The sequence below is a fragment of the Enterococcus sp. FZMF genome, from assembly GCF_030263915.1.
GTDB classification, from domain to species: domain Bacteria; phylum Bacillota; class Bacilli; order Lactobacillales; family Enterococcaceae; genus Enterococcus_D; species Enterococcus_D casseliflavus.
In genome coordinates this window covers 1,566,903-1,589,106 of record NZ_CP127160.1, presented here as the reverse complement: position 1 = coordinate 1,589,106, position 22,204 = coordinate 1,566,903, and the positions used below count along the sequence as shown (strand labels likewise).

Annotated in this window: 32 protein-coding genes and 1 tRNA gene; 6 read left to right on the top strand and 27 right to left on the bottom strand. The window is 37.9% G+C overall.

All coding sequences use genetic code 11. The features are described 5' to 3' along the window. The 11 genes from QN079_RS07655 to QN079_RS07605 all read right to left on the bottom strand — a co-directional run bounded on the left by QN079_RS07655 (position 1) and on the right by QN079_RS07605 (position 8,077). On the bottom strand, positions 1-981 hold the full coding sequence (locus QN079_RS07655) for a major capsid protein (RefSeq protein WP_289230640.1): 981 nt from the start codon (positions 979-981) through the stop codon (positions 1-3). 19 nt (positions 982-1,000) lie between these two features. After that, a complete protein-coding gene (locus tag QN079_RS07650) occupies positions 1,001-1,588 on the bottom strand; it encodes a phage scaffolding protein (protein WP_289230639.1) in 588 nt (195 codons plus the stop codon). 138 nt (positions 1,589-1,726) lie between these two features. Continuing rightward, the gene (locus QN079_RS07645; RefSeq protein ID WP_221686101.1) at positions 1,727-1,921 is read right to left on the bottom strand and encodes a hypothetical protein; all 195 of its coding nucleotides are present in this window, start codon (positions 1,919-1,921) and stop codon (positions 1,727-1,729) included. Next, positions 1,918-2,247, bottom strand: a complete 330-nt coding sequence (locus QN079_RS07640) for a hypothetical protein (protein ID WP_270273710.1) — start codon at positions 2,245-2,247, stop codon at positions 1,918-1,920. Before QN079_RS07640 ends, QN079_RS07645 begins: the two co-directional genes overlap by 4 nt. A 2-nt stretch (positions 2,248-2,249) precedes the next feature. Continuing rightward, entirely contained in the window at positions 2,250-3,155 is a 906-nt protein-coding gene (locus tag QN079_RS07635) for a phage head morphogenesis protein (protein ID WP_289230638.1), read from the bottom strand. Then, a complete protein-coding gene (locus tag QN079_RS07630) occupies positions 3,115-4,614 on the bottom strand; it encodes a phage portal protein (RefSeq protein WP_289230637.1) in 1,500 nt (499 codons plus the stop codon). The genes QN079_RS07635 and QN079_RS07630 overlap by 41 nt, the downstream gene beginning before the upstream one ends. 20 nt (positions 4,615-4,634) lie before the next feature. Further along, positions 4,635-5,903: a PBSX family phage terminase large subunit gene (locus QN079_RS07625; RefSeq protein WP_289230636.1), complete on the bottom strand. Its 1,269-nt coding sequence runs from the start codon at positions 5,901-5,903 to the stop codon at positions 4,635-4,637. After that, the gene (locus QN079_RS07620) at positions 5,888-6,718 is read right to left on the bottom strand and encodes a terminase small subunit (RefSeq protein ID WP_289230635.1); all 831 of its coding nucleotides are present in this window, start codon (positions 6,716-6,718) and stop codon (positions 5,888-5,890) included. The genes QN079_RS07625 and QN079_RS07620 overlap by 16 nt, the downstream gene beginning before the upstream one ends. A gap of 129 nt (positions 6,719-6,847) precedes the next feature. Further along, positions 6,848-6,921 (bottom strand) — tRNA-Pro (locus QN079_RS07615). A 230-nt stretch (positions 6,922-7,151) separates the two neighbouring features. Then, positions 7,152-7,568, bottom strand: coding sequence for an ArpU family phage packaging/lysis transcriptional regulator (locus QN079_RS07610; protein WP_016608639.1), 417 nt, complete (start codon positions 7,566-7,568; stop codon positions 7,152-7,154). 281 nt (positions 7,569-7,849) lie between these two features. Beyond that, complete coding sequence (locus QN079_RS07605) at positions 7,850-8,077, bottom strand: hypothetical protein (RefSeq protein WP_289230634.1); 228 nt, start codon at positions 8,075-8,077, stop codon at positions 7,850-7,852. 51 nt (positions 8,078-8,128) lie between these two features. Here QN079_RS07605 and QN079_RS07600 point away from each other — a divergent pair, with 51 nt between their 5' ends. Then, complete coding sequence (locus QN079_RS07600) at positions 8,129-8,935, top strand: DUF4393 domain-containing protein (RefSeq protein WP_289230633.1); 807 nt, start codon at positions 8,129-8,131, stop codon at positions 8,933-8,935. A 130-nt stretch (positions 8,936-9,065) separates the two neighbouring features. On the opposite strand, the gene QN079_RS07595 is transcribed toward QN079_RS07600, so the two are convergent. The 14 genes from QN079_RS07595 to QN079_RS07530 all read right to left on the bottom strand — a co-directional run bounded on the left by QN079_RS07595 (position 9,066) and on the right by QN079_RS07530 (position 16,145). Then, positions 9,066-9,215, bottom strand: a complete 150-nt coding sequence (locus QN079_RS07595) for a hypothetical protein (protein WP_289230632.1) — start codon at positions 9,213-9,215, stop codon at positions 9,066-9,068. A gap of 2 nt (positions 9,216-9,217) precedes the next feature. Further along, positions 9,218-9,637: a hypothetical protein gene (locus QN079_RS07590; RefSeq protein WP_289230631.1), complete on the bottom strand. Its 420-nt coding sequence runs from the start codon at positions 9,635-9,637 to the stop codon at positions 9,218-9,220. A 39-nt stretch (positions 9,638-9,676) separates the two neighbouring features. Beyond that, a complete protein-coding gene (locus QN079_RS07585) occupies positions 9,677-9,940 on the bottom strand; it encodes a hypothetical protein (protein ID WP_289230630.1) in 264 nt (87 codons plus the stop codon). A gap of 32 nt (positions 9,941-9,972) precedes the next feature. Next, positions 9,973-10,965, bottom strand: a complete 993-nt coding sequence (locus QN079_RS07580) for a tyrosine-type recombinase/integrase (RefSeq protein ID WP_289230629.1) — start codon at positions 10,963-10,965, stop codon at positions 9,973-9,975. A 71-nt stretch (positions 10,966-11,036) separates the two neighbouring features. Further along, positions 11,037-11,258, bottom strand: coding sequence for a hypothetical protein (locus QN079_RS07575; RefSeq protein ID WP_289230628.1), 222 nt, complete (start codon positions 11,256-11,258; stop codon positions 11,037-11,039). A 12-nt stretch (positions 11,259-11,270) separates the two neighbouring features. Next, entirely contained in the window at positions 11,271-11,678 is a 408-nt protein-coding gene (locus QN079_RS07570) for a RusA family crossover junction endodeoxyribonuclease (RefSeq protein WP_289230627.1), read from the bottom strand. 14 nt (positions 11,679-11,692) lie between these two features. After that, entirely contained in the window at positions 11,693-12,598 is a 906-nt protein-coding gene (locus QN079_RS07565) for a Lin1244/Lin1753 domain-containing protein (protein WP_289230626.1), read from the bottom strand. Positions 12,599-12,633: 35 nt separating this feature from the next. Then, positions 12,634-13,536: a recombinase RecT gene (locus tag QN079_RS07560; RefSeq protein ID WP_289230625.1), complete on the bottom strand. Its 903-nt coding sequence runs from the start codon at positions 13,534-13,536 to the stop codon at positions 12,634-12,636. 1 nt (position 13,537) lies between these two features. Continuing rightward, positions 13,538-14,479, bottom strand: coding sequence for a YqaJ viral recombinase family nuclease (locus QN079_RS07555; RefSeq protein WP_289230730.1), 942 nt, complete (start codon positions 14,477-14,479; stop codon positions 13,538-13,540). A 151-nt stretch (positions 14,480-14,630) separates the two neighbouring features. Continuing rightward, positions 14,631-14,822 (bottom strand): hypothetical protein, encoded by a 192-nt coding sequence (locus tag QN079_RS07550; protein ID WP_289230624.1) that lies wholly within the window; start codon positions 14,820-14,822, stop codon positions 14,631-14,633. Between the two features lie 2 nt (positions 14,823-14,824). Next, positions 14,825-15,073, bottom strand: coding sequence for a hypothetical protein (locus tag QN079_RS07545; RefSeq protein ID WP_192416066.1), 249 nt, complete (start codon positions 15,071-15,073; stop codon positions 14,825-14,827). 2 nt (positions 15,074-15,075) lie between these two features. Further along, positions 15,076-15,603 carry a helix-turn-helix domain-containing protein gene (locus tag QN079_RS07540; RefSeq protein WP_060792030.1) on the bottom strand — a complete coding sequence of 176 codons (528 nt, stop codon included), beginning with the start codon at positions 15,601-15,603 and terminating at the stop codon, positions 15,076-15,078. Positions 15,604-15,666: 63 nt separating this feature from the next. Further along, positions 15,667-15,921, bottom strand: a complete 255-nt coding sequence (locus QN079_RS07535) for a hypothetical protein (protein ID WP_121261465.1) — start codon at positions 15,919-15,921, stop codon at positions 15,667-15,669. Next, positions 15,918-16,145 (bottom strand): helix-turn-helix transcriptional regulator, encoded by a 228-nt coding sequence (locus tag QN079_RS07530; protein WP_081119415.1) that lies wholly within the window; start codon positions 16,143-16,145, stop codon positions 15,918-15,920. Before QN079_RS07530 ends, QN079_RS07535 begins: the two co-directional genes overlap by 4 nt. 148 nt (positions 16,146-16,293) lie before the next feature. Here QN079_RS07530 and QN079_RS07525 point away from each other — a divergent pair, with 148 nt between their 5' ends. From QN079_RS07525 to QN079_RS07510, 4 genes are read left to right on the top strand one after another with little or no spacing between them, the layout of a single operon-like run. Next, positions 16,294-16,623: a helix-turn-helix transcriptional regulator gene (locus QN079_RS07525; RefSeq protein WP_121261467.1), complete on the top strand. Its 330-nt coding sequence runs from the start codon at positions 16,294-16,296 to the stop codon at positions 16,621-16,623. A gap of 8 nt (positions 16,624-16,631) precedes the next feature. After that, complete coding sequence (locus tag QN079_RS07520) at positions 16,632-17,105, top strand: ImmA/IrrE family metallo-endopeptidase (RefSeq protein ID WP_289230623.1); 474 nt, start codon at positions 16,632-16,634, stop codon at positions 17,103-17,105. Positions 17,106-17,116: 11 nt separating this feature from the next. Beyond that, positions 17,117-17,677: a DUF5067 domain-containing protein gene (locus QN079_RS07515; RefSeq protein ID WP_289230622.1), complete on the top strand. Its 561-nt coding sequence runs from the start codon at positions 17,117-17,119 to the stop codon at positions 17,675-17,677. Between the two features lie 47 nt (positions 17,678-17,724). Then, positions 17,725-18,687 (top strand): hypothetical protein, encoded by a 963-nt coding sequence (locus tag QN079_RS07510; RefSeq protein ID WP_289230621.1) that lies wholly within the window; start codon positions 17,725-17,727, stop codon positions 18,685-18,687. On the opposite strand, the gene QN079_RS07505 is transcribed toward QN079_RS07510, so the two are convergent. Beyond that, complete coding sequence (locus QN079_RS07505) at positions 18,663-18,869, bottom strand: hypothetical protein (RefSeq protein ID WP_289230620.1); 207 nt, start codon at positions 18,867-18,869, stop codon at positions 18,663-18,665. The two genes, QN079_RS07510 and QN079_RS07505, sit on opposite strands and share 25 nt — an antisense overlap. A 138-nt stretch (positions 18,870-19,007) precedes the next feature. Between QN079_RS07505 and QN079_RS07500 the strand changes: the two genes are divergently transcribed. Next, positions 19,008-20,159: a site-specific integrase gene (locus QN079_RS07500; protein WP_289230619.1), complete on the top strand. Its 1,152-nt coding sequence runs from the start codon at positions 19,008-19,010 to the stop codon at positions 20,157-20,159. Positions 20,160-20,268: 109 nt separating this feature from the next. Here the strand turns inward: QN079_RS07500 and lepA are convergent, their stop codons facing one another. Next, positions 20,269-22,104, bottom strand: coding sequence for a translation elongation factor 4 (gene lepA / locus QN079_RS07495; protein ID WP_074535928.1), 1,836 nt, complete (start codon positions 22,102-22,104; stop codon positions 20,269-20,271). Between the last annotated feature and the right edge of the window lie 100 nt (positions 22,105-22,204).

The window sequence follows — 22,204 nt, the reverse complement described above, 5'->3', positions numbered from 1 at the left end:
CTATCTAACCTTCAAGTTACGCAACACGCCAGCTTTTCGTGTTTGCTTCAGTGCTACACCAGCAACCATTTCTACTTCGCCTTTTTTAACTGCACCAGGCGTTGTGAAATTAGGCATATAGGCTGTAATACCAGCACTTCCAAGTGGTGTAACACCGTGGAAACCATCTAAACCTAATGATACGGCATATAGGTCAGTCAAGCCGCCAACTGTATCTTCGCCAATCGTGCGCTCAACGATTTCCACGATAGGATCCGTTTTCTTGGTAGTGGCATTGTAGAAATACCCTAAGTCAACTAATGGGATATTGTCATATCCGCCAACTTTGTTACCAAAAGCATCTTCAGTGCGTGTGAAATAGCCCGCTTGACGTGCAACAGACTGAATCATGTTGATCAATTTGTTATTTCCAAGCAACATTGTTGGTTTGCCATCTAATTCTGACAAGAAATCATCCAATGTTTCCAAGATTTTGTATTTAGTCATAGAGACATCTGTTAAATCAGTAACTGTATCAGTTCCCAATTCTGTAGAAGAACCTGTCAACATTTTGTCTAAACCGTCAAAGCTATCCGCATCAACTGCAGAGTCACCGTTGATTGCAGTGTAGTGGAATAGGTTTGCAGCACCTCTAATTTTTTGTTCCATTTGGAAGGCTGATTCATTTAATTGACCAGATGTGTTTTGAATCACACGGTCAACTTCATACGATCCGCCAAAGATTTTCAATTTAACAGATTTGTCTTGTCGATCTGCTTCATTTGGTGTGTACTCCGTATTAATTTTACGGAAGCCGGCAGTTGATGGTGTTTTCAATTGAGTGTATCCATAAACCAGTGTAGATCCACCAGTACCAGGGGATACAGCGTCATCGAACGTCAATTGATCTAACAAAAATGAACTGCGACGAAATTCGTCAATTGCTGATTGGATAATTTTGTCTTGCATGGTTGCTTTTGCTTGTTCTAATGTAACTGGCATAATGTATGCCCTCCCTTAATTAGTTTTGTTGTTCTTCCATTGTTTGTGCCATTGCTTCACGAATAGATGTAGGTTCATTTTTAGATTGATGACCGTCTCCCGGTTTTGCATCAATCCGTTGGAACCCGCCTAGTTTGTCCTTAGCAGCATCTTTATCTTTGTCATCAGACTTGGCTTGAAAGTAGTCAGGCATAGATTTTTGTAAATCTTTCACTCGACTATCTAGATCTTTGACCTTGCCATCTTTGTCTAATTCCAAGGAGCCTAATTTAAATTTGGCATAGTCTAAATCCTTAGTACCAGCAGAACGTAGTGCAGATTCCACTTGAGAATCAATTTTCAGTTGGTTATTTTCAGCTTCAAGCGTTTGCGCCTTTGTTTTGTAAGTATCAAGCTCTTTCTGGATATCCGGATTATCCTTTGTTTTGTCTTCCAAACTTTTGATTGTGTCTTTGGCTGTCTTCAAACTGTCAGAAAGATTGTTGTATTGATCTTTAGGAACAGCATTCTTGGGAAATTCTTGATCAATTTCCTTGTTAGCCGCGTCCAAATCAACAGTGCCATCTTCCTTACGATGCTTTTCTAAAATACTTTTGATCCATTCCATGTTCTTTTCCTCCCATACCATTTATATAGCGGTCGGTTCCGCTTAGGATTTTCGGATATACTGCCGAATACAGTGTGAACCAGTTTATAGCGTCATGATTCAGGACAAAATAAAAAGGCCTAATCAATAATCAGGTCCCTAGTCTTCAGATGACATAATTTTGTCTAATTTACCGCTTTGAGCAAACTCAATCAGTTTTTCCAATGTTTGTACATCTACTTTGTGTTTTCCGATAATTATAGTTGGTTCACATGGTTGCCCTGCTATAATAGGTGTGCCATTAATAAAAAGACTTGGTTTCTTATCTTTTGTGCCAGCCTCTGTTTGATTCATTTTTCTTCCTCCCAGCTCTTATAAACTACAGTAGCTCCGTTGGTTTCATACCATTTAACTGATTGCTGTAAATTGGGTAATGTGTGGCTGATCATAGCAATTTTCAAAGTCGATTCAGGTTCCTGTACAGATTCGACAATATCCACACTCACATGATTACCATTCCATACAGGTTTGATTTCCGATAGCGTGGCCTTGCCATTTGAATCTTTCAGTTCATTTTTTACAAAATATCGACTATTTTCATCTTCTATAGCCTTTTTGTACGCACCTGCGAGGCTTGTTGGTACTTTTAAAGTTAAAACAGCTTCATGAAAGTCCTTCATGCTTATCCCTCCCTCTTACTATTTATCCATTCTTGATAATTCTTATAAGCCGAAACTTCGCCAGTTTCATTGTCACGCCTCAGTTTTGGCTCATATCCTCTAATCACATTGACTGTACGGCATCGACAGTTGCAATCCTCACTGGCAATACCGAACATATGTGGTTGCAAAGTTTTCATTCCAGCAATCTCAAAATAATCATCGATATCGCGGATTTGGCCATCAAGTTGTCTGTGAGTGTTCCTGGTGTCACCATCTAGTGTTGATATCCATTTCTTTTGCGCCTTGATACCAAGATCTTTGGCATGCTGTTGTGACTGCTGACGAGTGACACTTGTGACACGCCCTGATTCCGTTCGAGCGATATTCATGGCTCTTCGATAATTGGCACCACCGATTTCAGCTATTTGAGCAGCCATTTTCTGAGTTGACCACCCTTTGCTAAAGCCCCTTGTAAGCACTCTGTTAAGGTTTTTCTTCATCTTGGAAGAATTCCCCTTTAGACGAGTTGAAAGCTTCCTGCCTGCAACTGGTGTATTGATTATGGTAGCTATTTGCTTATCGGTCAGCAAAGCAAAGGAAAGAGGTATTTCCTCACTCATTTCAAACTCATAAAAGAGTTCGTTATATGCGGTACTAGCGTTGTGTTTTAAAAAATCATACATTATTTGTCGCTGGTTTTCTTCAAGTTGATTGGCTTTGGCATACATTTGACTACGAATGAACTCTAGGAGCTCCTTTTGAAGCTTTTTACTAAAATTATCATCTTTTTCAATCTGATCATTCAGTTCAATGATTTCCTTTGTCATTTCGTTTGCCAACTCTTTATACAATGCTTGCAGCTCCTGATTGATATTTGATTCGGACTTATTGAGTAGAGATTCTATTTCCTTCTGGTACTTCGACATCAGGAATCACATCCTCTTCATAGTCTTGTTCATCCATCAGCTTCTTGATCTCTTCATAATCAAGATCAAAGACTTCGCAAATGTATTTGAGTACTGTTTCATCATCCAAGCGGACTGCAGCATTCAAGATATTGTCAATTTCGATCTGCTTGCGCTCTGCCTTGGTCTTCTCACGTTCCTCGACTTCTGTTTCATCGATCATAGTGTCACGAGTTATTATGATTTCAAGGTCAGATGTATCATAAGCAGTATTGTTACGTTGATTAATATCCGCAACGATCATTTCAAGCATTTGTTTGATGATCTTACGCAATCGGATTTCTGCTTTATTACATTTCAGATCTAACAAGGTGTATCTGGACTGGATAACCACATTGGTCACATTGCCATCACCGACTTGCGAGGAATCAAATCCCATGCCGAATTTGTAGATACCCTCTTTATCAACCGTCAGTTTAGCTTTGCGGGCCTCCACTGGTATATTGACAGTATGGACATCAAGACCGCCGTTATCGCCAACACCAACTGCTCCACGAGAGCGCAGGTTATTAATCAATTGTTCATAGCCGTCACCATTAAAGCCTTTTACCGCAAAAAACGGCTGATCAAAGTCCTGTAGATTATTGGACAATGCGCAGGCCATTAAATCGTAGTCATCAATCAGTGGTTTGATTGGATCTAAATCAGTAGTTTGGTATTTATTGTTGTCATACCGTAGAAAGGGAATAAAATCAGCAACTCCAAGAGCATTACCAATCGATCGCCCATATGCTTCTTTGGTTTCAGGGTTCAATCTTGTGTCATGGTACAAAGGATTGACCTCTACCTTAGGATCAAGCTTGAAACTTTGCAGATAGCCGCCCTCACTGATGAAGTACCAGACTTTCTCGCTATCCCAAAGCTCCGATCGAGTAACACGCACCGTCTTGCCATCTTGATAGATGTCGGTATCATAGTAGCGGATAATAGCAATCAAATTGTAATCTGCATCATAGATTTCAATTACTTTTAGACTATCAGCCACTTGAAAAGACAAGCGATCCTCGCCTAGTTTCGTATAAACGAACTCATAGCCTTTTTGACTACCGCCTTCCACGAGTTCTTGTAGCATCAATTGAAAGTCCTCATCAATGTACTGATCAAGTAATTCTTGCAGCCCTTTTTGCTCTGTCTTTATTTCAACAGGATTTGACAACAAGTACTGGACCTTTTGATCAATAAGCTCTGTCAAATAGCCATGCGGTATTTTGATATTGCTTCTTGATGTTTCTTCATGTACTTTCCCTTCATTGTCCATATAGAACAATCGGAAGTGTAAAATGTCATGTTTGTATTGGTAATAATCGACACCTTTACGCATTTTTCGCTTATAGCTTGCTGTACGATCTGAATTCACTGCTTGTTGCACTGCATATGCTAACGTCTTGGGTTCCTGAGATAAAAAATATTTTGGATCCAATGAAGAATCACTCCTTTCCTCTAATATAACCAGCCATCTGGTTTGAGTACCGTATAGCAGAAATACCTAACAGCATCCATAGCATGGTCATTTTGCTTGGTAGGTTTATCTTCCCCACGATTAACAGCCTTCACATCCCAAATATAGGCACTAAACTCTTTCAGAGTGTTAATACAATTCGGTGCGAAAGCTATTTTATCTTCATTCAAAAGAGAACCAACGAATCTTATTCCGTCAAGAACATCGTTATTGGCTTTTCTGATGAAGTATCCATATTTTCTTAATTCAGCAATAAAGGAAGCCGCTGATGGGTCAATAATGATTGCTTTTGGCTTTATGCCACCAAGAAACTCAACTAAATCAGCAGCAAACTCACTATCAGTTTTTTGTTTCTTCTTATCTCTACCAGAATAGTAGTATTCTTTGACACATACCCATTTTCCGTCTTTGCTTTTTTGCCACATTAAAAAGACAGTGGCATTTTGCGTACCATAGTCAACACTGACATAGGTTTCACCAGTCGCAAGGTCAATAATTTTTTGATATACATGTTTTGCTTGATCAAACATATCGTAAATAATGCCTTCAGCGACCGTCCAAAGACCTAAAATATATCGTTGGTAAAATACACCAGAATACATATTTCGATATCTTTGCTTAATTGTTTCATCCAAACTAAGGTTGTCATCCATGGTGAAATGGAGATATACCAGATTCTTTTCTTTGAGCTTATCGATCCAATTCAGTTTGAACCAATGATATGGACCATCTGGGTTGCAGTTAAACCAAAACTTGGAACCTTTCTCGGAACAACGCCCAGTCGCTTGGTTTACAAATGATTCTGGCATAAGTGCTACTTCATCAAAAAACATACCAGCTAATGTAATACCTTGAATCAAGTCTTGCGATCGTTCATCTTTACCACCGAAAATATAGAAGTAATTTGTCTTACCTTTTTTTGTGACTTCTAACATATTGTCAGCACGATGGTCTTTGTAACGATAACCTCTCGATAGAAGCATTAGCTTTAGCCAAAAAAGCACGTTTCTTCTAAATGATCCGATAGTTTTCCCAGCCATTCCAAGGTTTTTGCTGTCAAATGTTGACATAGCCCACATGACATAAGATAAACACATTGAAATAGTTTTGCCTGAACGAATAGCGCCATCGGCTATGATTCCATCTTTATCTTTGACAGCAGACTTCTTGGTCCACCATGTAAGAATCATCTTCTGCTTTTTACTGAAAGGTTTGAATTTAAATACTGCCTGTTTTACTCTTCTGGCCATAGTTCTTCACCTTCAGCTTCCAATGCTGCCAAGAAACCATCATCTTCCATTTCAAACTCTTCGATGTCATCCTTATTCTTAGCAATAGCTGCAGCAATCTGCGCTTCTCGCAACCGATCACCGCCAAGATATTTCATGAGTTCTGACATTGCTTTTTGCTTGTCATAGAGTTTGACAGAAACACCGTCTTTCCCTTTTTTAACCTCTTGGATGAGTGTGCCATCGACTTCTTCACTGTTTTTCAATGAAACTTGGGATGACTTGTATGTTTCCAATTCACCAGTGAACTCGTTAAATACCTCACGCTTCTCACCAGCATCATCATACTCATACAGCTTATGTTCTGTTGATGAGAACTCAACAAAATCGGTGATATCAGCAAACACCTGCTTTGCATACTCTCGTATCAAGTCTTTTACATCAAGAAACACATCTTGCTGTAGTTCTGCCTTCAACCGTTTCAACTCAATCTTTATGCTATCTTTTGCTATCAATCTTATGCTATTAGCCCTAGCGGAATTGTAATCGCATTGGTATGCTTTCTGATAAGCCTTAGTGGCATTGAAACACTCTAGATAATAAAGACAAAACAGTTTTTGTTGTTCTGTTAGATCATCATTATCTATTACTGGTTGCACCTCTTTTTTGTGTGCAACCTTTTCTTTCTTGGTTGCACCCTTTTTTTCAGGAGGTGCATTCCACTTTCTAGACTTCCAAGATTTAACTGTATTGATAGATACATCATGTTTAGCGGCTATGTCTTTGTACTTCATGCCGTTTTGATAATCTATGTATGCTAACTCCCATTTCTGCACATCAACGCCACCGCCTCCGTAATGTTTTAACCACAAAAAAACGGCCCATAACCGGACCGCTTTCTTTTCATCTATACTTTAGTAGGAAGTATCAAAGATCATGTGAGTAATCTAATCGACAACTCCCAATCAGGAATGTAGGATTTGAACCTACGACCTCTACTGCCCAAGAGTAGCACTCTACCAAACTGAGCCAATTCCTGTCTTAAGACGGCTAGCGAATGAAGATAAGGAGTGTGTTCAACTCCATTCATAATAGATTTTTGGTCGCCGTCTTAATTAAATACAGGGCGCTGGGAATAATTTTCAGAAAGGAAGTCTGCCGACGTATCTTAAAGGAGTGCGCCCTGTTATTTACAATAATTGATAATACTATCTTACTATGGATTATTGGTACTAAACCGCCATTATACCGCCAAAAAACCGCCATTTTTCAGCGATAAGCGACAAGCTTGCCACGACGATAACTTTCAGCAAATTCAACCAATGCATCTGATTTCATTCGCTCAATTTGCCGAACTGAATAGCCCATCTCATCTGCGATCCGTAGATTAGAATATTGATCTTGTAAGCAGAAGCTATAATGAAGTATCTGTCTGCTTGTTAGCTTCAAAGCCATAAGCGCCACAATGATTGCATCTCTTTCTGTTTCTGCATCCAATCTTTGAATAAAAGCATCCTCAGACTTGTTTCCATTACTAGGTGTTCTAGGCATATCAGTAATAATCGGTGAGCGGACATCGATCTTTGAACGACCTGCAATCCGCTCCAACCGACGGTAGTTCTTCAAAACATATCGTGCATTCTTTCTCGTTTGAGAGAAATCAACTTCTCTTAGTAATAGCATCATTGCTCAATCGCCCCTTTATTTGGTATAATGAAATTACCTTGGCGGGGACAAAATCATTATTTTGGGGGCATTGGGCGATTGCTTAATGCTTTTTATTTTGCTTTACTTTCGATCTCTTTTAACTGCTCTGTGACGATCACTTCGATGATCAAAGCCATCTTGTTCCATAAAATAGCTTCCTCCATAATCTTGCTCCTTTTTGTCAGTAGCCTTGCCTATCACAACACATAGAAACATAATCACGACAAAAGCCGTTGTACCTAGTACTGCAAAAGTCATCTTCATCCTCCCGCTTCCATCGCATCCCTAACTAACGGATCATTGATAATAGTTTTGTACTTCATTTGTTCATGCTGAAGCTGTTCTTGTAACTGCTCAATTTGTTCCTGTTGGTCCACTATTGTATAGGATAGCCAACTAAAAATAATCACACCTATAATAAGTAACGAGATTATCTTTATCAATTTCTTCAAATAAGAAAACTGACAGTTATAAAATTTTGAATTCATAGATTTTCACCTTCTTTGTTGATATAATTTTCTAAAAAAGGAAGTGCTCAAATGTCAGAAGAAAAAAGCTCTCTAATTAATATTGAACTTATCCCAAAAGAGCTGATAACCAACGTCTTTGGTCCTGCTTCAAAATCTATAGGAGAAGGTTTAGGAGGCATTGCCAACTATGTGATGGGTCCTTTACGTAGACTCAATATCACAAGCGAAAAATCATATCAAGATTTTGTAAAAAAAATTAATACAAAAACCGATGAGATTCCACCAGAAAATCGAGATATATCAAAACTAGGACTATCCTTAAAAACTATGGAAGATTCTAGATATCAGCTTGAAGATGAAGAAATGCGTGAATATTTCGCAAATCTTTTAGCGGGATTAGTTGATAACAGGAAAAATCAAAAAGCATCTCCAAGATTCTCAACAATCTTATCTGAATTAACTACAAAGGAAGCTAATTTATTATCCAAAATTTATAAATTAGGTGCTGTACCTACAACTAATATTAGAGTTCAACGACCTAATGACGATGGGATTGATGTTATTAAAAACTTGCTTTTAGTTAGCGAAAGCGAATTTATTGATCCTAGTTCCTCCTTAAAAACACTAGAATCTTATGGATTAATTGAAGTTAGCAGTTTACAAAGTTTAAAAAGTGAAAATAAAGAAGCAATATACAATGCTTTTGACAATTCCTCTTACTTTGAAAGTTTGAAAGAGAAATATATGGATCTTTTTGAAGGCATGCCTTTTTTCATCGATAACGACTATACAGTTGTAAGTAATCGTGGATCATTAATTATATCCGATCTTGGCAAAGAATTTTGTTCAATGATTTTCCCTTTTCAAAAAGAGTAGCTTTTTGTCTACTCTTTTTTCCATTTCCTCTAGATTCTTCGCAATTTCACTGGTATACCAACGATAGAAAAAAATGTTGGTTAAACAAGTGATGATAAACGCCCCTATTAGATACATAAAGTTCCTCCATTCATTTATCGCTGACGATTGCGGAATTATCAATCACTTTAAACTGGTCACACACTGGGCAGTACCAAACGTCTTCGGTCTCATCTGGTTCAGGCTCTTGCTTTTGCATTGTGTACAAATCACACCGTTCGCAATAATCGGGTTCATTCATCACTATTCCTCCTGTTCCTGCGCCCAAGCAATCAATGTACTAAGAACTTGATAAAACTCTTCGTCATTTTTCAAATGATCCTTGTAATACCCAGTTGCGTAGGTGGTAAAGGCTAAATGAATTGCATTGAACTTCGGAATACCATAATTTTCATGATACTGCTTAACATCATTAACCACAATCTGCTGATTCTCGTTGAGTTGCGGTTGATCTAATTGATACACGTCGCATTTATCAAGATCTAGCACATCAATATGATTACCGAAATGCACGGCGAAACCATTTTTCGGCTCAAACTCGTATTCCCCAAACGTTCTTCGGCCAGACAATTTAACTTTCAGAAATACTTCTGTATCGTTTTTAGCAATTTCATCTAACTTGCTACTGTATCCAGTTGTTTCAAGTTTCTTTAATTCACTCACATTCATTCCTCGCTTTCTGCTATATCGTCGGATAGCTAACTAACTGCCACTAACGTATTTCCTTAAACTATGCAACCCTTTTCCGCGTCTTTTCGTTTTACGATCTATCCAAGTACCAGTTGTTCCCCAATAATCAATCATGCCTTTTGGCGTATTGATCGCAAATTGATGATTATTTGGATATTGGGTAAACTCAAAACCTAAAGCAGCAACATTTTTCAATGCTGAGTTACCCATACGATTAACGTGTTGGGCCCTTCGTTCCTTCAGATACGGTTTCACATCTTTCCAATATTCGCCCATATCTCCATAAAATACCTTCTTTCTTCCGATTCTTAACTAACAAATTTCTGATGCGACAACTTGAGTTCCTCGTCGCCGATCATTGAATATTTCAACGTTGTATCGATTGATTCATGGCCCAAGAAATTCATCACTAATTCGATCGGCATCCCGTGCCTTCTTGCCAAGGTGGCTGCAGTACGTCTGAATCTATGCGGATGGACATTTGCCACACCTGCTCGTTCACCTAAACGCTTAACAAGCTTCTGAACCCCTGCAGATGTCATTTCCTTGCCCAATGTCTGTCCAAAGAACAATGGTCCAGTGATATGTGGCACGTCTTTCAGATAATGATTTAACGCCATCTTAGCTTTTGCATTCAGGTATAGCGTTCGCTGCTTATTACCTTTACCGATGACATTGATAGAATCATTTTCTTGATCATAATCCCGAAAATTGAGTGAAACTAATTCGGAAACACGACACCCGGTACTTAGCAGCAATTCTATTACTAACGCTTCCTTGGAATTTGCTGTTGCTGATCGCAACCTTTCAACTTCTAATTCGCTGAACTCCTGTTTTCTTCGCTTTGGCACTTTGATATTCTCTACTCTGGTCCCAAGATCTTTTGCAATATATTCTTCGTTGCATAACCACTTGAAGAATCGAACAATACAACCTCGTTCTCTTGCGAGTGTGCCTTTGCTTACGTTGTCAATCATTTCTCGGTTTGCAATAAACAATCGAATGTCGTTGGTAGTAACATCACTGAATGGCTTCCTAACGCTTCTCATGAAGAGATTGATTGTCTGCATATAAATATTCAAAGTTCCGCTTGAAAGCCCCTGTATCTTCTTTGAAACGAAGAATTGCTTGTATGCAGCAACATCAGATGTTTCATCGTAAATTACAACTTCGTTTTTCTGTTCAGTGATCATATAATTCGCACATTCTACCGTTAGAACATCTTTTAGCTTTTTCAACTGATCTCCGCTTAACAGGTCCTGAAGTTCGAGTAATGTCCTATTGATCAATTTTTCTTGCAAGTAAGTCCACCTCGCTTCTAGCAGACTTCGTGGATTTTCTTAAGACTTACTACAGTCACATCGTTAAGATTTCATTGTATTTCATCATCTTTTTCTTCAATGCAGCTGAGGATCCTTACTCGTGCTGAATTCTTGTAGATACGACTTACTTGCGCTCTTATCTGACCTGAAAAAGGTCTTCCCGGAGTGCAGATGTAGCTTTCACCAACTTTTACAGATCCTTTTTCTTGAACATTTGCTGATTCATATTCTCCAAAATCTTCGAATGGCGCTTTAATGCTTCTGCTTCTCATTGATGGTCCCTCCTAAAGTGGATTAATTTCAATTTCTGTTCGAGGATTGAAGCTGTAAACTTTACGGCAGATGCTAACTGCTATCTGGCCATCGTCTTTATACAAAATGCCGTTTACCGCATCCGTCACTGCTTTGAAATAATTATCAATGTCTGGCTTTTTATCGCAGTACATTGTCTCGTCCTCAAGCAAAGTCCTGTTTTTCTTTACTTTTGAGATATAAGCTGGTGGATATACGAAGAAGCAGACATCAACAATTACTGGTCCTTTTTCAATTAACAGCGGCCTTATTGACATAGCATGGTATTTGACTGCATTTTTGTATGCTTTCATCGCTGATTCCTCATAGGGAGTCTTACGATACTTGGTGAACCTCGGCCTTGATTGCGGTTTTGGTGTGATCGGTATGACGATTTTCAAGCCATCTGCTCCTTTCAATGCTTCGTTTTGTTTAGATATGCTGCTAGTTTTGCATCAAGCTCTGCTTGGCGCTCAGGCGACAACTGTTCTTCCCCCTGTTCGTTTACAGCCCAATCAGGTAGTTTTTCCTCACGTATTGGCTTTTGATTATAGCCTTGTTTCTTAGCGCCTCTAGTTCGTTGATAATCCCTCGCTTGATCGATCGTTTTAACGTTAGCATCTGCCCATTCCTGCAAAGATGCCGTTAAAAAGCTAATAGCTCTATTCTTAGGGACGTCTTTACTCCCAGCAAGTTTAATGGCAGCTTCTACAAGTTCATCGCCATAGATATTCACCAGATTAAGCAGATCTTCAACCTGTACAACATTTGGAAAAAGCCATAATTTTTGGAAAGTTTCAAGGGACGCACTCTCGCCCGCAGTAGCATCTTCTTTTATTTCCTTTTCTTTACTTTCCTTTACTTTACTTTGTTGATTATTCCCCTGATTAACTGAGTTATTCCGCCCATTAATCGAGATATTCGACCGATTAACTTCATTTGTCAGCAAATACTTAAATTCAAGCTCAACTTTTTTACGTTCCTTAGTGGCTAGAATGTATCTGTTTTGAATTCCTTTAGAAGTTAATACGGAGTATTTATCAAAAATATCTTTATCAAAGAATTTTACTTGCACGGCTTTTCTAACCAGTTCTTCAACTGTGCCCTCCTTCGTACCAACTTCGTCAGCCACTAAGAACGCAAGGTCGTCATCCCACAAAACGTAATACCCCTCATCACGATAAATATTAGCCAGCAGGGCGACCAGTATATGAACGGCTTCTTTACCGCATGCTTTAATAATTCTTCGAACTTTTAAATCTGATAAAAAATCGACATCCAGAGGAAAATAATCAAGACCTTTCTTCGTTGGTCTTACCACGCTTATTCCTCCTAATCAGAGGGAGTTTAACTCCCTCATTGTTTTTCTAACGGTGGATTAGATGTATCGAACAAAGTATCAATGCTTCCAGTGTCCTCAACTCGTTCAGCTTCTTTTCGTTCTTGCGGCAATGGCTCCATATCTGATAGGTCAGTTTCTTCAATCAGATCACTGTCTTCATCAACACGGAAAACTTTTTCGTCAGAAGTGATTGCTGTTTGCATTTCAACTGAAAGTAATCCCCATTTTGATAAAAGATTTCGCAGTACAGTCTTAATGGCCATTGAATCGTAATTATCAACCCATGCCCCGCTTAATTTTTCTTTGTCCTTATTTTTTGAATTCTTAATACGATGACTCTCAATTTCTTGCTTGGTCCAGTAAACTGTCTTTTTAAATCCGTTCAGTAATTCAAAGAATCCTACATAACCTATAACTTCATCGGATACCTTACCTTTATAATCAAAGGTAAATTCTTCGGTCAGCGGATTCCAGTCAATTAGTTGACCTTCATAAATTGCCAAAGCATTCAATGCTTTGTATTGCCCACTTCTTTGTGCTAGCTGAATATATCCTTTGTATCCAAGAATGAATTGGGCTTCGTTGTGCGTGATCCAATTCTTACCTTTTTTCTCATAGCGATTAAACGGAACTACATATGCATAACCAAGGTTCTTATCAATCGGCAGGTCCATGGTAGCTGCCTTTAGCGCTGATGCAATAATTGTCATTGGTTCCGCTTGAGAGAGATAATTATCACCACCAACAAGTGTCATGAGTGATCCCATGAATGAATCTGATTTTTCGTGAAGGATATCTGTAAACTTCTTCTTCATTTGAGGCGTGCTCATCAGTGCTTTGAATCCTAATTTCGAAGGATCGACTAACTGGGTGTTTTTCTCTGCTAACTGATTCTTTAAAGTATCATTAGTTGCCATATTATTTGATCTCCTTTTCTGTAAGTCTTCGAGATTCAGTAACATTGTAAATTTCTTCATCATTGGCTACTTCAGGGTATTTCTCAGCAAGTTTTTTGCTGTTCATACGTCGTGTAGATACCAATTTCCAAGATATAATATTTTTCTGTGCGATACCGATACTAGCTTTCCGCTTGCCCAACTCGCTTATAATCTCGTTATCAAGCTGTCTAATTGAAGTTTCGATATCTTTCTTTGCTTTTTTTAATTCACGTTTTTGACTAACAAGATCATCAAACGTAGATGGTAAGGTCGTTTCTACTTCCTCTAACTCTGAATAACGATCTTTTAAAAATTCTTGAGTGGCTTCGCTGCCATCTATCAATGGTTCCTTACCTTTTACAACGTTATTTTCCCAAAAATCTACTAACAGTTCAGTAATGGTATCGATCAGTTCCTGGTCACGATCAACTCGTTTCCAAATGAATTTCTGACCACCGACAAGGACCGCAATGTAACAATATTCCTTGTTTAAGACATTCATATAATGCTGTACTTGACAAAGGTAACTAAGAGGTACTTCATCGCCTTCCCACTCTTTACCCAAGAACGCATTTGCAGTCTTACATTCTAACAGTGCATTTTCTCCTACGACCTCACGATCAATGTTTGCTCGCAGGAACGGATGTAGCGGATGTTCAAATACTTGATTTCTCCGACGCACTTTTTTTCCTGTCCGCTCTTGAAATTCTTTAGCAACAACTTCCTCTAAGACGTTGCCCCAATATGCAGGTTCGCTCTCAGTTTGTTCTAAATCGATTTGACCGGTCTTTTCTAACCATAATTGATATGGTGACTTCCATTTATTTAGACCAAGGATAGTAGCAACATCTGATCCCCCTATCCCTCTCATACGATCTTGTAGCCATTCTTCATGAGTCATTTCAAGAGTTGATTTACTCATCATCTGTCATCTCCTCATTTGAAACTGGTTGGCCCCATCCAGGAGTGGTCAAATACTCATCTAATGATTGTTCGAAAGAATTCATTGTCATTTCCCCTTTTCTGTTTTAAAATGGAGACAAAGATATTTACCAGAATATTTGATGGACTTGCTATTGCTTTGGTCGGCTAGCAAGTCTTTTTTCTTTGTCTTGATAATCTTTAGCAGCAACATCATAGACAACATTTGCAAAGGCCCATAAGAAAACTAATGCCAAACCTGCTGCAATGTGAATAGCTGAGAATGCTACTACAAATAGTAATAAAGTTGTTACGATTATTGTGTCTTTGATCGATCGTTTCATGTTTATGCCTCCTTGATATTGAATACATTGCTAATTTTTTCCAAGTTTTTTCGTTTCTTGGCTTCCTTAATAACTTGATCAAACTGCTTTCCAGCACTTTCCCTTAAAAACCTTTCAGCTTCATATATGCTGACCACTTTATTTGTACTAAACTGAATACTTTGAATTGCACCGAGATTTACTAAAGCGTATATATTATCTTTGCTAGTCTTAAACTCAGCGGCTAGTTCTGGTAATGTGTAAACCAACATTTTTAATCATTCCTTTCTCTTGTTTCTGACTGCCTAGTCATATCTCGCATATCCCAACCAAATCTATTGCACATTGATGATAAAACAGATAATTCCAATCTAACTTCATCACTAAGCTCAAACCAATATAGTTTCAGATGATCGATCTCAATATCTGAAAGTTCATCCGGTTCGATAGTAAGCAAATCCCAAACTTCAAATTTTTTCTCAACTTCAATTCGTTCCATTTCTTCCTTGTCTTGCCCAACCATTTTGGATAAAGGGTGATTATCTCTTCTTTTTCTGTTTAATGGTTTAGGTGTGTGGAATAGCGTTGCTGCAACCTCAAAGTCAACATTTGGATCTTGTAAGTATTCAGCAATATCTACAACCTTCTCAATCCCCATGGATCTACGTCCATTCAAAACATGACTCAGTAATTGTGGAGAAATATTTATATCCTGAGCCATCATCCTTTGATTAAGAGCTTGCTTGTCTACCTCCTTTCGATAGATAGCCGCAATGTTCTGTTCAATGGCATTTACGCTCATATCTTCATCTCCTTTGTATTTAATTATTTATTTTCGTAGCAGTTGAACTGCCATAAAATGTACTTAAGCAACAAGTTCTGGTGTTGAGGCGAACTGCCATTTTTCGTCAATATAGGAATAAATGTCCTGTGCTACTTCATCGGTAGCTAAAAAACGAATGATGATTTCTTCGACACCGCCAGGGTTTATGAACAGTTCGCCTTCAATACCAATTGAAATGCTAAACTTGCGTTTAATTGCAGGAATAATCATTTCTACATAGCGTGGTAGAAATCCCGAGTCGACATTCGCTTTTATCATTTGTGGTTTGTCTTTCATTTCGCCACCTCTTCTAACTCATTTTTGTAGTTAAACGCCATAAAAAAAATTTCTTCTTTTGGTGTATTGAAAATATCCTCAATATGTTGCATTTGAGAAGGCTTTGGGCTAGTTCTGCCAATTTCCCATGAACTAATTGTTTTTTGCGATACTTTCAGTAATTCAGCAAGTTTTCCTTGTGACATATATTGACTTGATCTTATTTCCGCAAGTTTGTTTTCCATGATTTCACCCCCATTACTATCTTATGTAGTAATAATATACTACAAAAAGTAGTATGTCAAACATTTTTACTACATTTTTTTGTAAAGGTATTTATTTGCTTTCTCTACTACGGTATGTAGTATATAATTTTATTGGAGGAGGGTTCATATGTTTAAAAGTCGATTAAAAGAATTAAGAGCAAGCAGAAAATGGACACAATCAGACTTAGCAAAGAAACTGAATGTTTCTCAGCAAACAATCGGCAGTTGGGAAGTTGGTCGAGCGGAGCCTAATTCTGATGCTTTGGCTAAAATCGCAGCCCTCTTTGGAACTTCTGTAGACTATCTGTTAGGAATTGATGATGAAAAGCTGCCTAATAAACCTTCAAATAAAATCGACACCATTGCTGCACATATAGATGACAATGTTACTGATCAACAAATGGATGAAATTTTAAACTTCATTGAATTTGTTAAAAATCGGGACCATAAAAAGTAGGTGATCGATTGCAATTGTCCGAAGAACTTATGACAATGTTTCCTGACCTTACATATAAGATAGAATCAACAATGCCCGATTCCCAAAAAGGGCTATTAATTAACGATGTGATCTATCTCAATCCCAACCAGGAACGTTATGAAATGAATAGCACCTTGGCAGAGGAACTAGGTCACTACCTCACCTCTTACGGGAATATTGTATTACAGGATACAAATGAAAAACGAAAACAAGAACGTCGAGCCAGAGATATTGGGGCTACTTTGGTTGTGACACCCTACGACATAATCAATTGTTTCGAAGATGGTTGCAGAACCGTGTTAGATTGTGCAGTCTACTTGGAAATCAGCGAAGAAACATTTAAAGACGCTGTTAAATATTATGCTCGTAGATTCACAGGCATTAAAACAGAAAACAACTACACTCTCCTATTCCAACCAGATGGGACCGTAGCAGTTTTGAAGTCTATAAATAATTTTTAGGAGTTGGGAAAATGAAAAAAGTATTTATATTTGGGTTAGCTTTATTTTCAACAATTTTATTAGCAGCATGTGGAAATAGCAATGAAGAATCTTCTGCATCATCAAAAAGTACAACAGAAACTACGATTAGCGTGCCTGATTCAGAAGAACAAGCTGATGTATATTTTGATGGAGAAACTTTAAAAATTAATATGGCTACTGTAAAAATCATTTCGTCAGAAGTTCTAACTCCTGACGAATCTGTATACAGAGATAACAATCAACTAGCTTTTGTTTATGAAGTAACTAATGACGATGAAGAACCGCTGGACGGTTCTATGGCTTGGATTGCATGCATGAACGCGTACCAAGAAACTGAAAATACAGTTGGAAAGTTGGATGTGGGCGCAACTCCACAAGACGAAAAATTTGCAGAATATCGTGAAGGCGAGTTTGATGAGTTGAAACCCGGTGGAACAAAAAAATACGTGATCGCGTATGACCTAAATGACACCACTACCCCAGTAGTTCTTAAAGCTACCCAAGGTGTTTCGGGTGATGAGCTTGGCGAGAAAACATTTAATTTGAAATAACTAGAAAATGAATAGAAGATTTTTATTTTTTTTATAAAGGAGGATTTATGGAACTTGTTGATGAAATTAAAAGAATCAATAAAGAAGTGGGGTCAATTCTTTCTGATTATGTAGTTGGTCACGAAACAGTTGCAACGCTGGAGAAAAAAAAGGATTTGCTCTTAGATCTTGCGAAGTTATCTTATCAATTCTATCTAAATAAGCTTGAAATTGAAGATATAAATGAAGATTTTTTTGCATGGAAAAACTCAAATGTACTCATCACCTTAGTTTTATTATCTGATTTCGAACTAGGATATCGAACAACTATTGGTTTTGCAGAGACATCCGAAGAGAATGAAATCAAAATTGTTGATGCTACCAATTTTGATTTACCATATTCCTTTTATAAAAAATTTAAAGGTACAGAAAAAATATCTTATTTACATCAAAAATCTATTATTTCAATTGATCCCGAAAAAATTATAATATCTTCATTAAAAAATGATATAAAATTTATAGATTTTTGGGCTAAAAGATGGGTACTTAAAGAATTTGAAAATATAGATACATTCATTATGCCTTCAATTGAGCTTTTAAATTTTAACGAATCAATTATCAGAGCAAAAAGATATAACTTTGAAGAAATGCTAACCGAAATAAATAACGAACAATTCACAATTGAATTTGATGAATGTCTTTATGCGTATAATAATGAAAAATGGTTTGTATGTGCAGCAGGTTTGGGTGGCATTTTAGAACATCTTCTATATCTTATTTTGGAAAAAAACAATATGATAGATAATAATTTTCCAGACGATGCTACTGCTAAAGTATATATTGAATATCTGAGTCGAAAACCTATCAATTTACGAAAAAGAGAGAAAACTCATTTAAGAAGTTTATTTTTAATAAGGAATTCTGTTTCACACTATAATCAAGGATTCACTTCTAAGGATCAATGCATGAGTTTACTAAATGGTATCAAAAACGTCTTCAATAATTATTATAGGAAAGATTTTAATTTATAAAACAATTGATTAATCTCATTTATTTTTAATGGTGCATATGAATCATAAGAAATATTACCACCTCTATATTCAAATGGGTTACCATCATCATCATATTGTATTTCATTTAATTGAGGATGTTGATAAAGAAATTCGGCGACTAACTCTTCAAATAAGACAATATCTTTTTTATTCAATTTCATGGAAACACCTCATTTTTTTAATACAAATTATATCACACATGAATAGCCTTCGGGCTTTTCTTTTTCAATACAAAAGAACATACGTTTGTATATTTCTAGCGTATTTATATACAAAACAGGTTTTAAGGAGGGATTGTCATGAATGGACATGTGCGGAAAATTGGCGGTAAATGGCATTACGTAATCGAAATGGCAAAGGTTGGGGGCAAACGCCAACGTATACAAAAAGGCGGTTGGAATACAAAAACAGAGGCACAAGAAAAACTAAGAGAGGCCTTAAGTCTTTATAAAGATGGAGGAAAAGTTGATATTAAGGAAATGAGTGTTTCTGATTACTTTGACTACTGGATGGAAAACTATGTTGAAAAGAAGTTAAAATACAACACTCAGAAAAATTATCAAAATGCGGTTAACAAATACATAAAACCAGAAATTGGCAAATACTATCTCAGCTCTATTGGGCCAGCAAGATTACAAGAATTGGTAAATAAATTACCTAATGGGTTTAATACCCCACTATCTAAACATTCAGTTGAAATTATCTTTACTGTTTTAAAAGGTGCATTCAAAAGAGCAGTCTATCCTTGGCAAGCAATCAATAACAATCCAATGATCTATGTAGAAATGCCAGCTTTTGAAAATAAACCTAAGCAAAATCGGGATGATATGAAAATAATAACCATGGAGCAGTATCAGGCTATATTGGATAGCAATCCACCTTCTAGCCCCTTTCATCTACCATTAATGATCGGGTTTCATACTGGTTTACGCCGTGGTGAGGTTTGCGGTCTCCAATGGTCCGATATTTCATTTGAGGATCAAACATTAACTGTGGATCGCATCATGCTTCAAGATAAACATGGCATACAGTTAGGAACACCAAAAACCCAATCTAGTTTTCGAACAATAGCAATAGATGATATTTTGCTCCAAGAATTAAAGAGAGTTCGCAAGCTCCAGTCTGAGAATAAACTCCGTCATGGGAAATACTATTTTGATAGTCAATTTGTTTGCACTAAAGAAAACGGTGAACCTGTCACACCGAATTCAATCAAATGGCATAGTGGAAAAGTAAAAAAAGAATTAGGGTTCGATTTTAACTTTCACTCCCTTAGACACACACATGCCACTATGCTTTTGGAGGATGGTGTAAAGCCTAAAATTGTACAAGAAAGACTTGGCCATTCCAGAATTTCAACTACAATGGATAAATACGTCCATGTAACGAAAAAAATGAGAACAGAAGCTGTCGATATATTCGCCCAAAGACTAAGAAAATCATCAAATTAGAATTTATTTTTCATAAAAAATGTCGCCCTAAAATAAATTAGGGCGACAAATGGGCGAATAAAATATGAAAATTAGATTTTTTTATCAAATATTTTCAAACAAACCCTTATTACTTCTTAGGTTCATCCTCATCCATTTTCAGAACGGCCATGAAGGCTTCTTGCGGTACTTCGACGGAGCCGATTTGTTTCATCCGCTTCTTCCCTTCTTTTTGTTTCTCTAGGAGTTTGCGTTTTCGAGAAACGTCACCGCCGTAACATTTCGCCAATACGTTTTTACGCAAGGCTTTGATGTCGGAACGCGCAACGATTTTTTGTCCGATGGCTGCTTGGATCGGTACTTCAAATTGTTGTCGTGGGATCAGTTTTTTCAGTTTTTCAACGATGGCTTTACCGCGTTCATAAGCAAAGTCACGGTGAACGATAAAGCTTAACGCATCGACTTTTTCAGTATTCAGCAAGATGTCCATCTTCACTAGCTTGCTAGTTCGGTAACCAGACATTTCATAATCCAGTGATGCGTAGCCTTTGGTGCTGGATTTCAATTTATCAAAGAAATCAAAGACGATTTCCGATAATGGGATCTCATAAACGACGTTCACTCGATAATCATCCAAGTAATCCATCGTGACAAAGTCTCCCCGTTTGCGTTGGGACAATTCCATTACAGCACCGACGTAATCATTAGGCACCATGATTTGTGCTTTGACGTAAGGTTCTTGTACGTTGTCGATCGTGACTGGTTCAGGAAATTCTGCTGGGTTATCAACGACGACCATTGAGCCATCTGTCTTGTTGACATGATAAATTACGGATGGTGCAGTCGTAATCAACTCAAGGTTAAATTCACGTTCTAGCCGTTCTTGCACGACATCCATATGTAATAGGCCTAAGAAGCCGCAACGGAACCCAAATCCTAATGCTTGAGAGGTTTCTGGTTCAAATTGCAATGCTGCATCATTCAATTGTAATTTTTCCAATGCTTCTCGAAGGTCGTTGTAGCGTGAAGTATCGATTGGGTACAATCCGCAATAAACCATCGGATTCATTTGACGATAACCAGCTAAGGCTTCTTCTGCTGGATTGTTGGCTAATGTCACCGTATCCCCGACTTGGGTATCTTTAACGGTCTTGATGGCAGCAGTGATATACCCAACATCGCCCACCATCAACGCATCTCGTTGAATGGCTTTTGGTGAAAAGACACCAACTTCCGTAACATCAAAGGTCTTGCCATTGCTCATCATTTTGATTTTATCTCCAGGTTTGACCATCCCGTCCATGATACGGACGTTTAAGACCACCCCACGATAGGAATCGTACACGGAGTCAAAGATCAACGCTTTTAGCGGTGCTTCAATATCACCTGCTGGAGCTGGGACATACTCAACAATTTGTTCCAAAATGTCTTCGATCCCAATACCTGCTTTGGCACTTGCTAAAACAGCTTCACTGGCATCGATACCGATCACATCTTCGATCTCTGTTCGTACTCGCTCAGGATCGGCAGCTGGCAAGTCTATTTTATTAATGACTGGTAGAATCTCTAAATCATTGTCTAACGCCAAGTAGACGTTTGCCAATGTCTGTGCTTCGATCCCTTGAGCCGCATCAACGACGAGCACGGCGCCTTCACAAGCGGCCAAACTGCGGGAAACTTCATAGGTGAAATCGACGTGCCCTGGGGTGTCGATCAAATGGAAGATGTAGGTTTCGCCGTCTTTGGCGGTATAGTTAAGTTCCACGGCATTTAATTTGATCGTGATTCCTCGTTCACGTTCAAGATCCATGGAGTCTAATAATTGATTTTGCATTTCCCGTGACGTTACCGTATGGGTTTGTTCCAAAATACGGTCCGCCAGTGTTGATTTCCCATGGTCGATATGGGCGATAATGGAGAAATTACGAATCTTCTCCTGTCGTTTTTTCATTTCTTCTATGTTCATGGATACGTTCCTCATTTCTTTTAGTCAGCTTTTCTATTATACCAACGAAACGCCAATAGATAAAGTATTTTTCTTAACCGTTATTTAGACATATTCATTC

Bases quoted from the DNA above. Each gene is read 5' to 3' on its own strand.
- QN079_RS07625 (WP_289230636.1), bottom strand. From the start codon at position 5,903: ATGGCCAGAAGAGTAAAACAGGCAGTATTTAAATTCAAACCTTTCAGT.
- QN079_RS07645 (WP_221686101.1), bottom strand. From the start codon at position 1,921: ATGAATCAAACAGAGGCTGGCACAAAAGATAAGAAACCAAGTCTTTTT.
- QN079_RS07545 (WP_192416066.1), bottom strand. From the start codon at position 15,073: ATGTTGGTTTACACATTACCAGAACTAGCCGCTGAGTTTAAGACTAGC.
- QN079_RS07610 (WP_016608639.1), bottom strand. From the start codon at position 7,568: ATGATGCTATTACTAAGAGAAGTTGATTTCTCTCAAACGAGAAAGAAT.
- QN079_RS07535 (WP_121261465.1), bottom strand. From the start codon at position 15,921: ATGAAAGACAAACCACAAATGATAAAAGCGAATGTCGACTCGGGATTT.
- QN079_RS07530 (WP_081119415.1), bottom strand. From the start codon at position 16,145: ATGGAAAACAAACTTGCGGAAATAAGATCAAGTCAATATATGTCACAA.
- QN079_RS07555 (WP_289230730.1), bottom strand. From the start codon at position 14,479: ATGAGTAAATCAACTCTTGAAATGACTCATGAAGAATGGCTACAAGAT.
- QN079_RS07635 (WP_289230638.1), bottom strand. From the start codon at position 3,155: ATGTCGAAGTACCAGAAGGAAATAGAATCTCTACTCAATAAGTCCGAA.
- QN079_RS07585 (WP_289230630.1), bottom strand. From the start codon at position 9,940: ATGGGCGAATATTGGAAAGATGTGAAACCGTATCTGAAGGAACGAAGG.
- QN079_RS07510 (WP_289230621.1), top strand. From the start codon at position 17,725: ATGGAACTTGTTGATGAAATTAAAAGAATCAATAAAGAAGTGGGGTCA.
- QN079_RS07540 (WP_060792030.1), bottom strand. From the start codon at position 15,603: ATGAGCGTAAATGCCATTGAACAGAACATTGCGGCTATCTATCGAAAG.
- QN079_RS07505 (WP_289230620.1), bottom strand. From the start codon at position 18,869: ATGAAATTGAATAAAAAAGATATTGTCTTATTTGAAGAGTTAGTCGCC.
- QN079_RS07605 (WP_289230634.1), bottom strand. From the start codon at position 8,077: ATGAATTCAAAATTTTATAACTGTCAGTTTTCTTATTTGAAGAAATTG.
- QN079_RS07595 (WP_289230632.1), bottom strand. From the start codon at position 9,215: ATGAATGAACCCGATTATTGCGAACGGTGTGATTTGTACACAATGCAA.
- QN079_RS07525 (WP_121261467.1), top strand. From the start codon at position 16,294: ATGTTTAAAAGTCGATTAAAAGAATTAAGAGCAAGCAGAAAATGGACA.
- QN079_RS07600 (WP_289230633.1), top strand. From the start codon at position 8,129: ATGTCAGAAGAAAAAAGCTCTCTAATTAATATTGAACTTATCCCAAAA.
- lepA (WP_074535928.1), bottom strand. From the start codon at position 22,104: ATGAACATAGAAGAAATGAAAAAACGACAGGAGAAGATTCGTAATTTC.
- QN079_RS07500 (WP_289230619.1), top strand. From the start codon at position 19,008: ATGAATGGACATGTGCGGAAAATTGGCGGTAAATGGCATTACGTAATC.
- QN079_RS07560 (WP_289230625.1), bottom strand. From the start codon at position 13,536: ATGGCAACTAATGATACTTTAAAGAATCAGTTAGCAGAGAAAAACACC.
- QN079_RS07515 (WP_289230622.1), top strand. From the start codon at position 17,117: ATGAAAAAAGTATTTATATTTGGGTTAGCTTTATTTTCAACAATTTTA.
- QN079_RS07550 (WP_289230624.1), bottom strand. From the start codon at position 14,822: ATGAAACGATCGATCAAAGACACAATAATCGTAACAACTTTATTACTA.
- QN079_RS07640 (WP_270273710.1), bottom strand. From the start codon at position 2,247: ATGAAGGACTTTCATGAAGCTGTTTTAACTTTAAAAGTACCAACAAGC.
- QN079_RS07655 (WP_289230640.1), bottom strand. From the start codon at position 981: ATGCCAGTTACATTAGAACAAGCAAAAGCAACCATGCAAGACAAAATT.
- QN079_RS07650 (WP_289230639.1), bottom strand. From the start codon at position 1,588: ATGGAATGGATCAAAAGTATTTTAGAAAAGCATCGTAAGGAAGATGGC.
- QN079_RS07575 (WP_289230628.1), bottom strand. From the start codon at position 11,258: ATGAGAAGCAGAAGCATTAAAGCGCCATTCGAAGATTTTGGAGAATAT.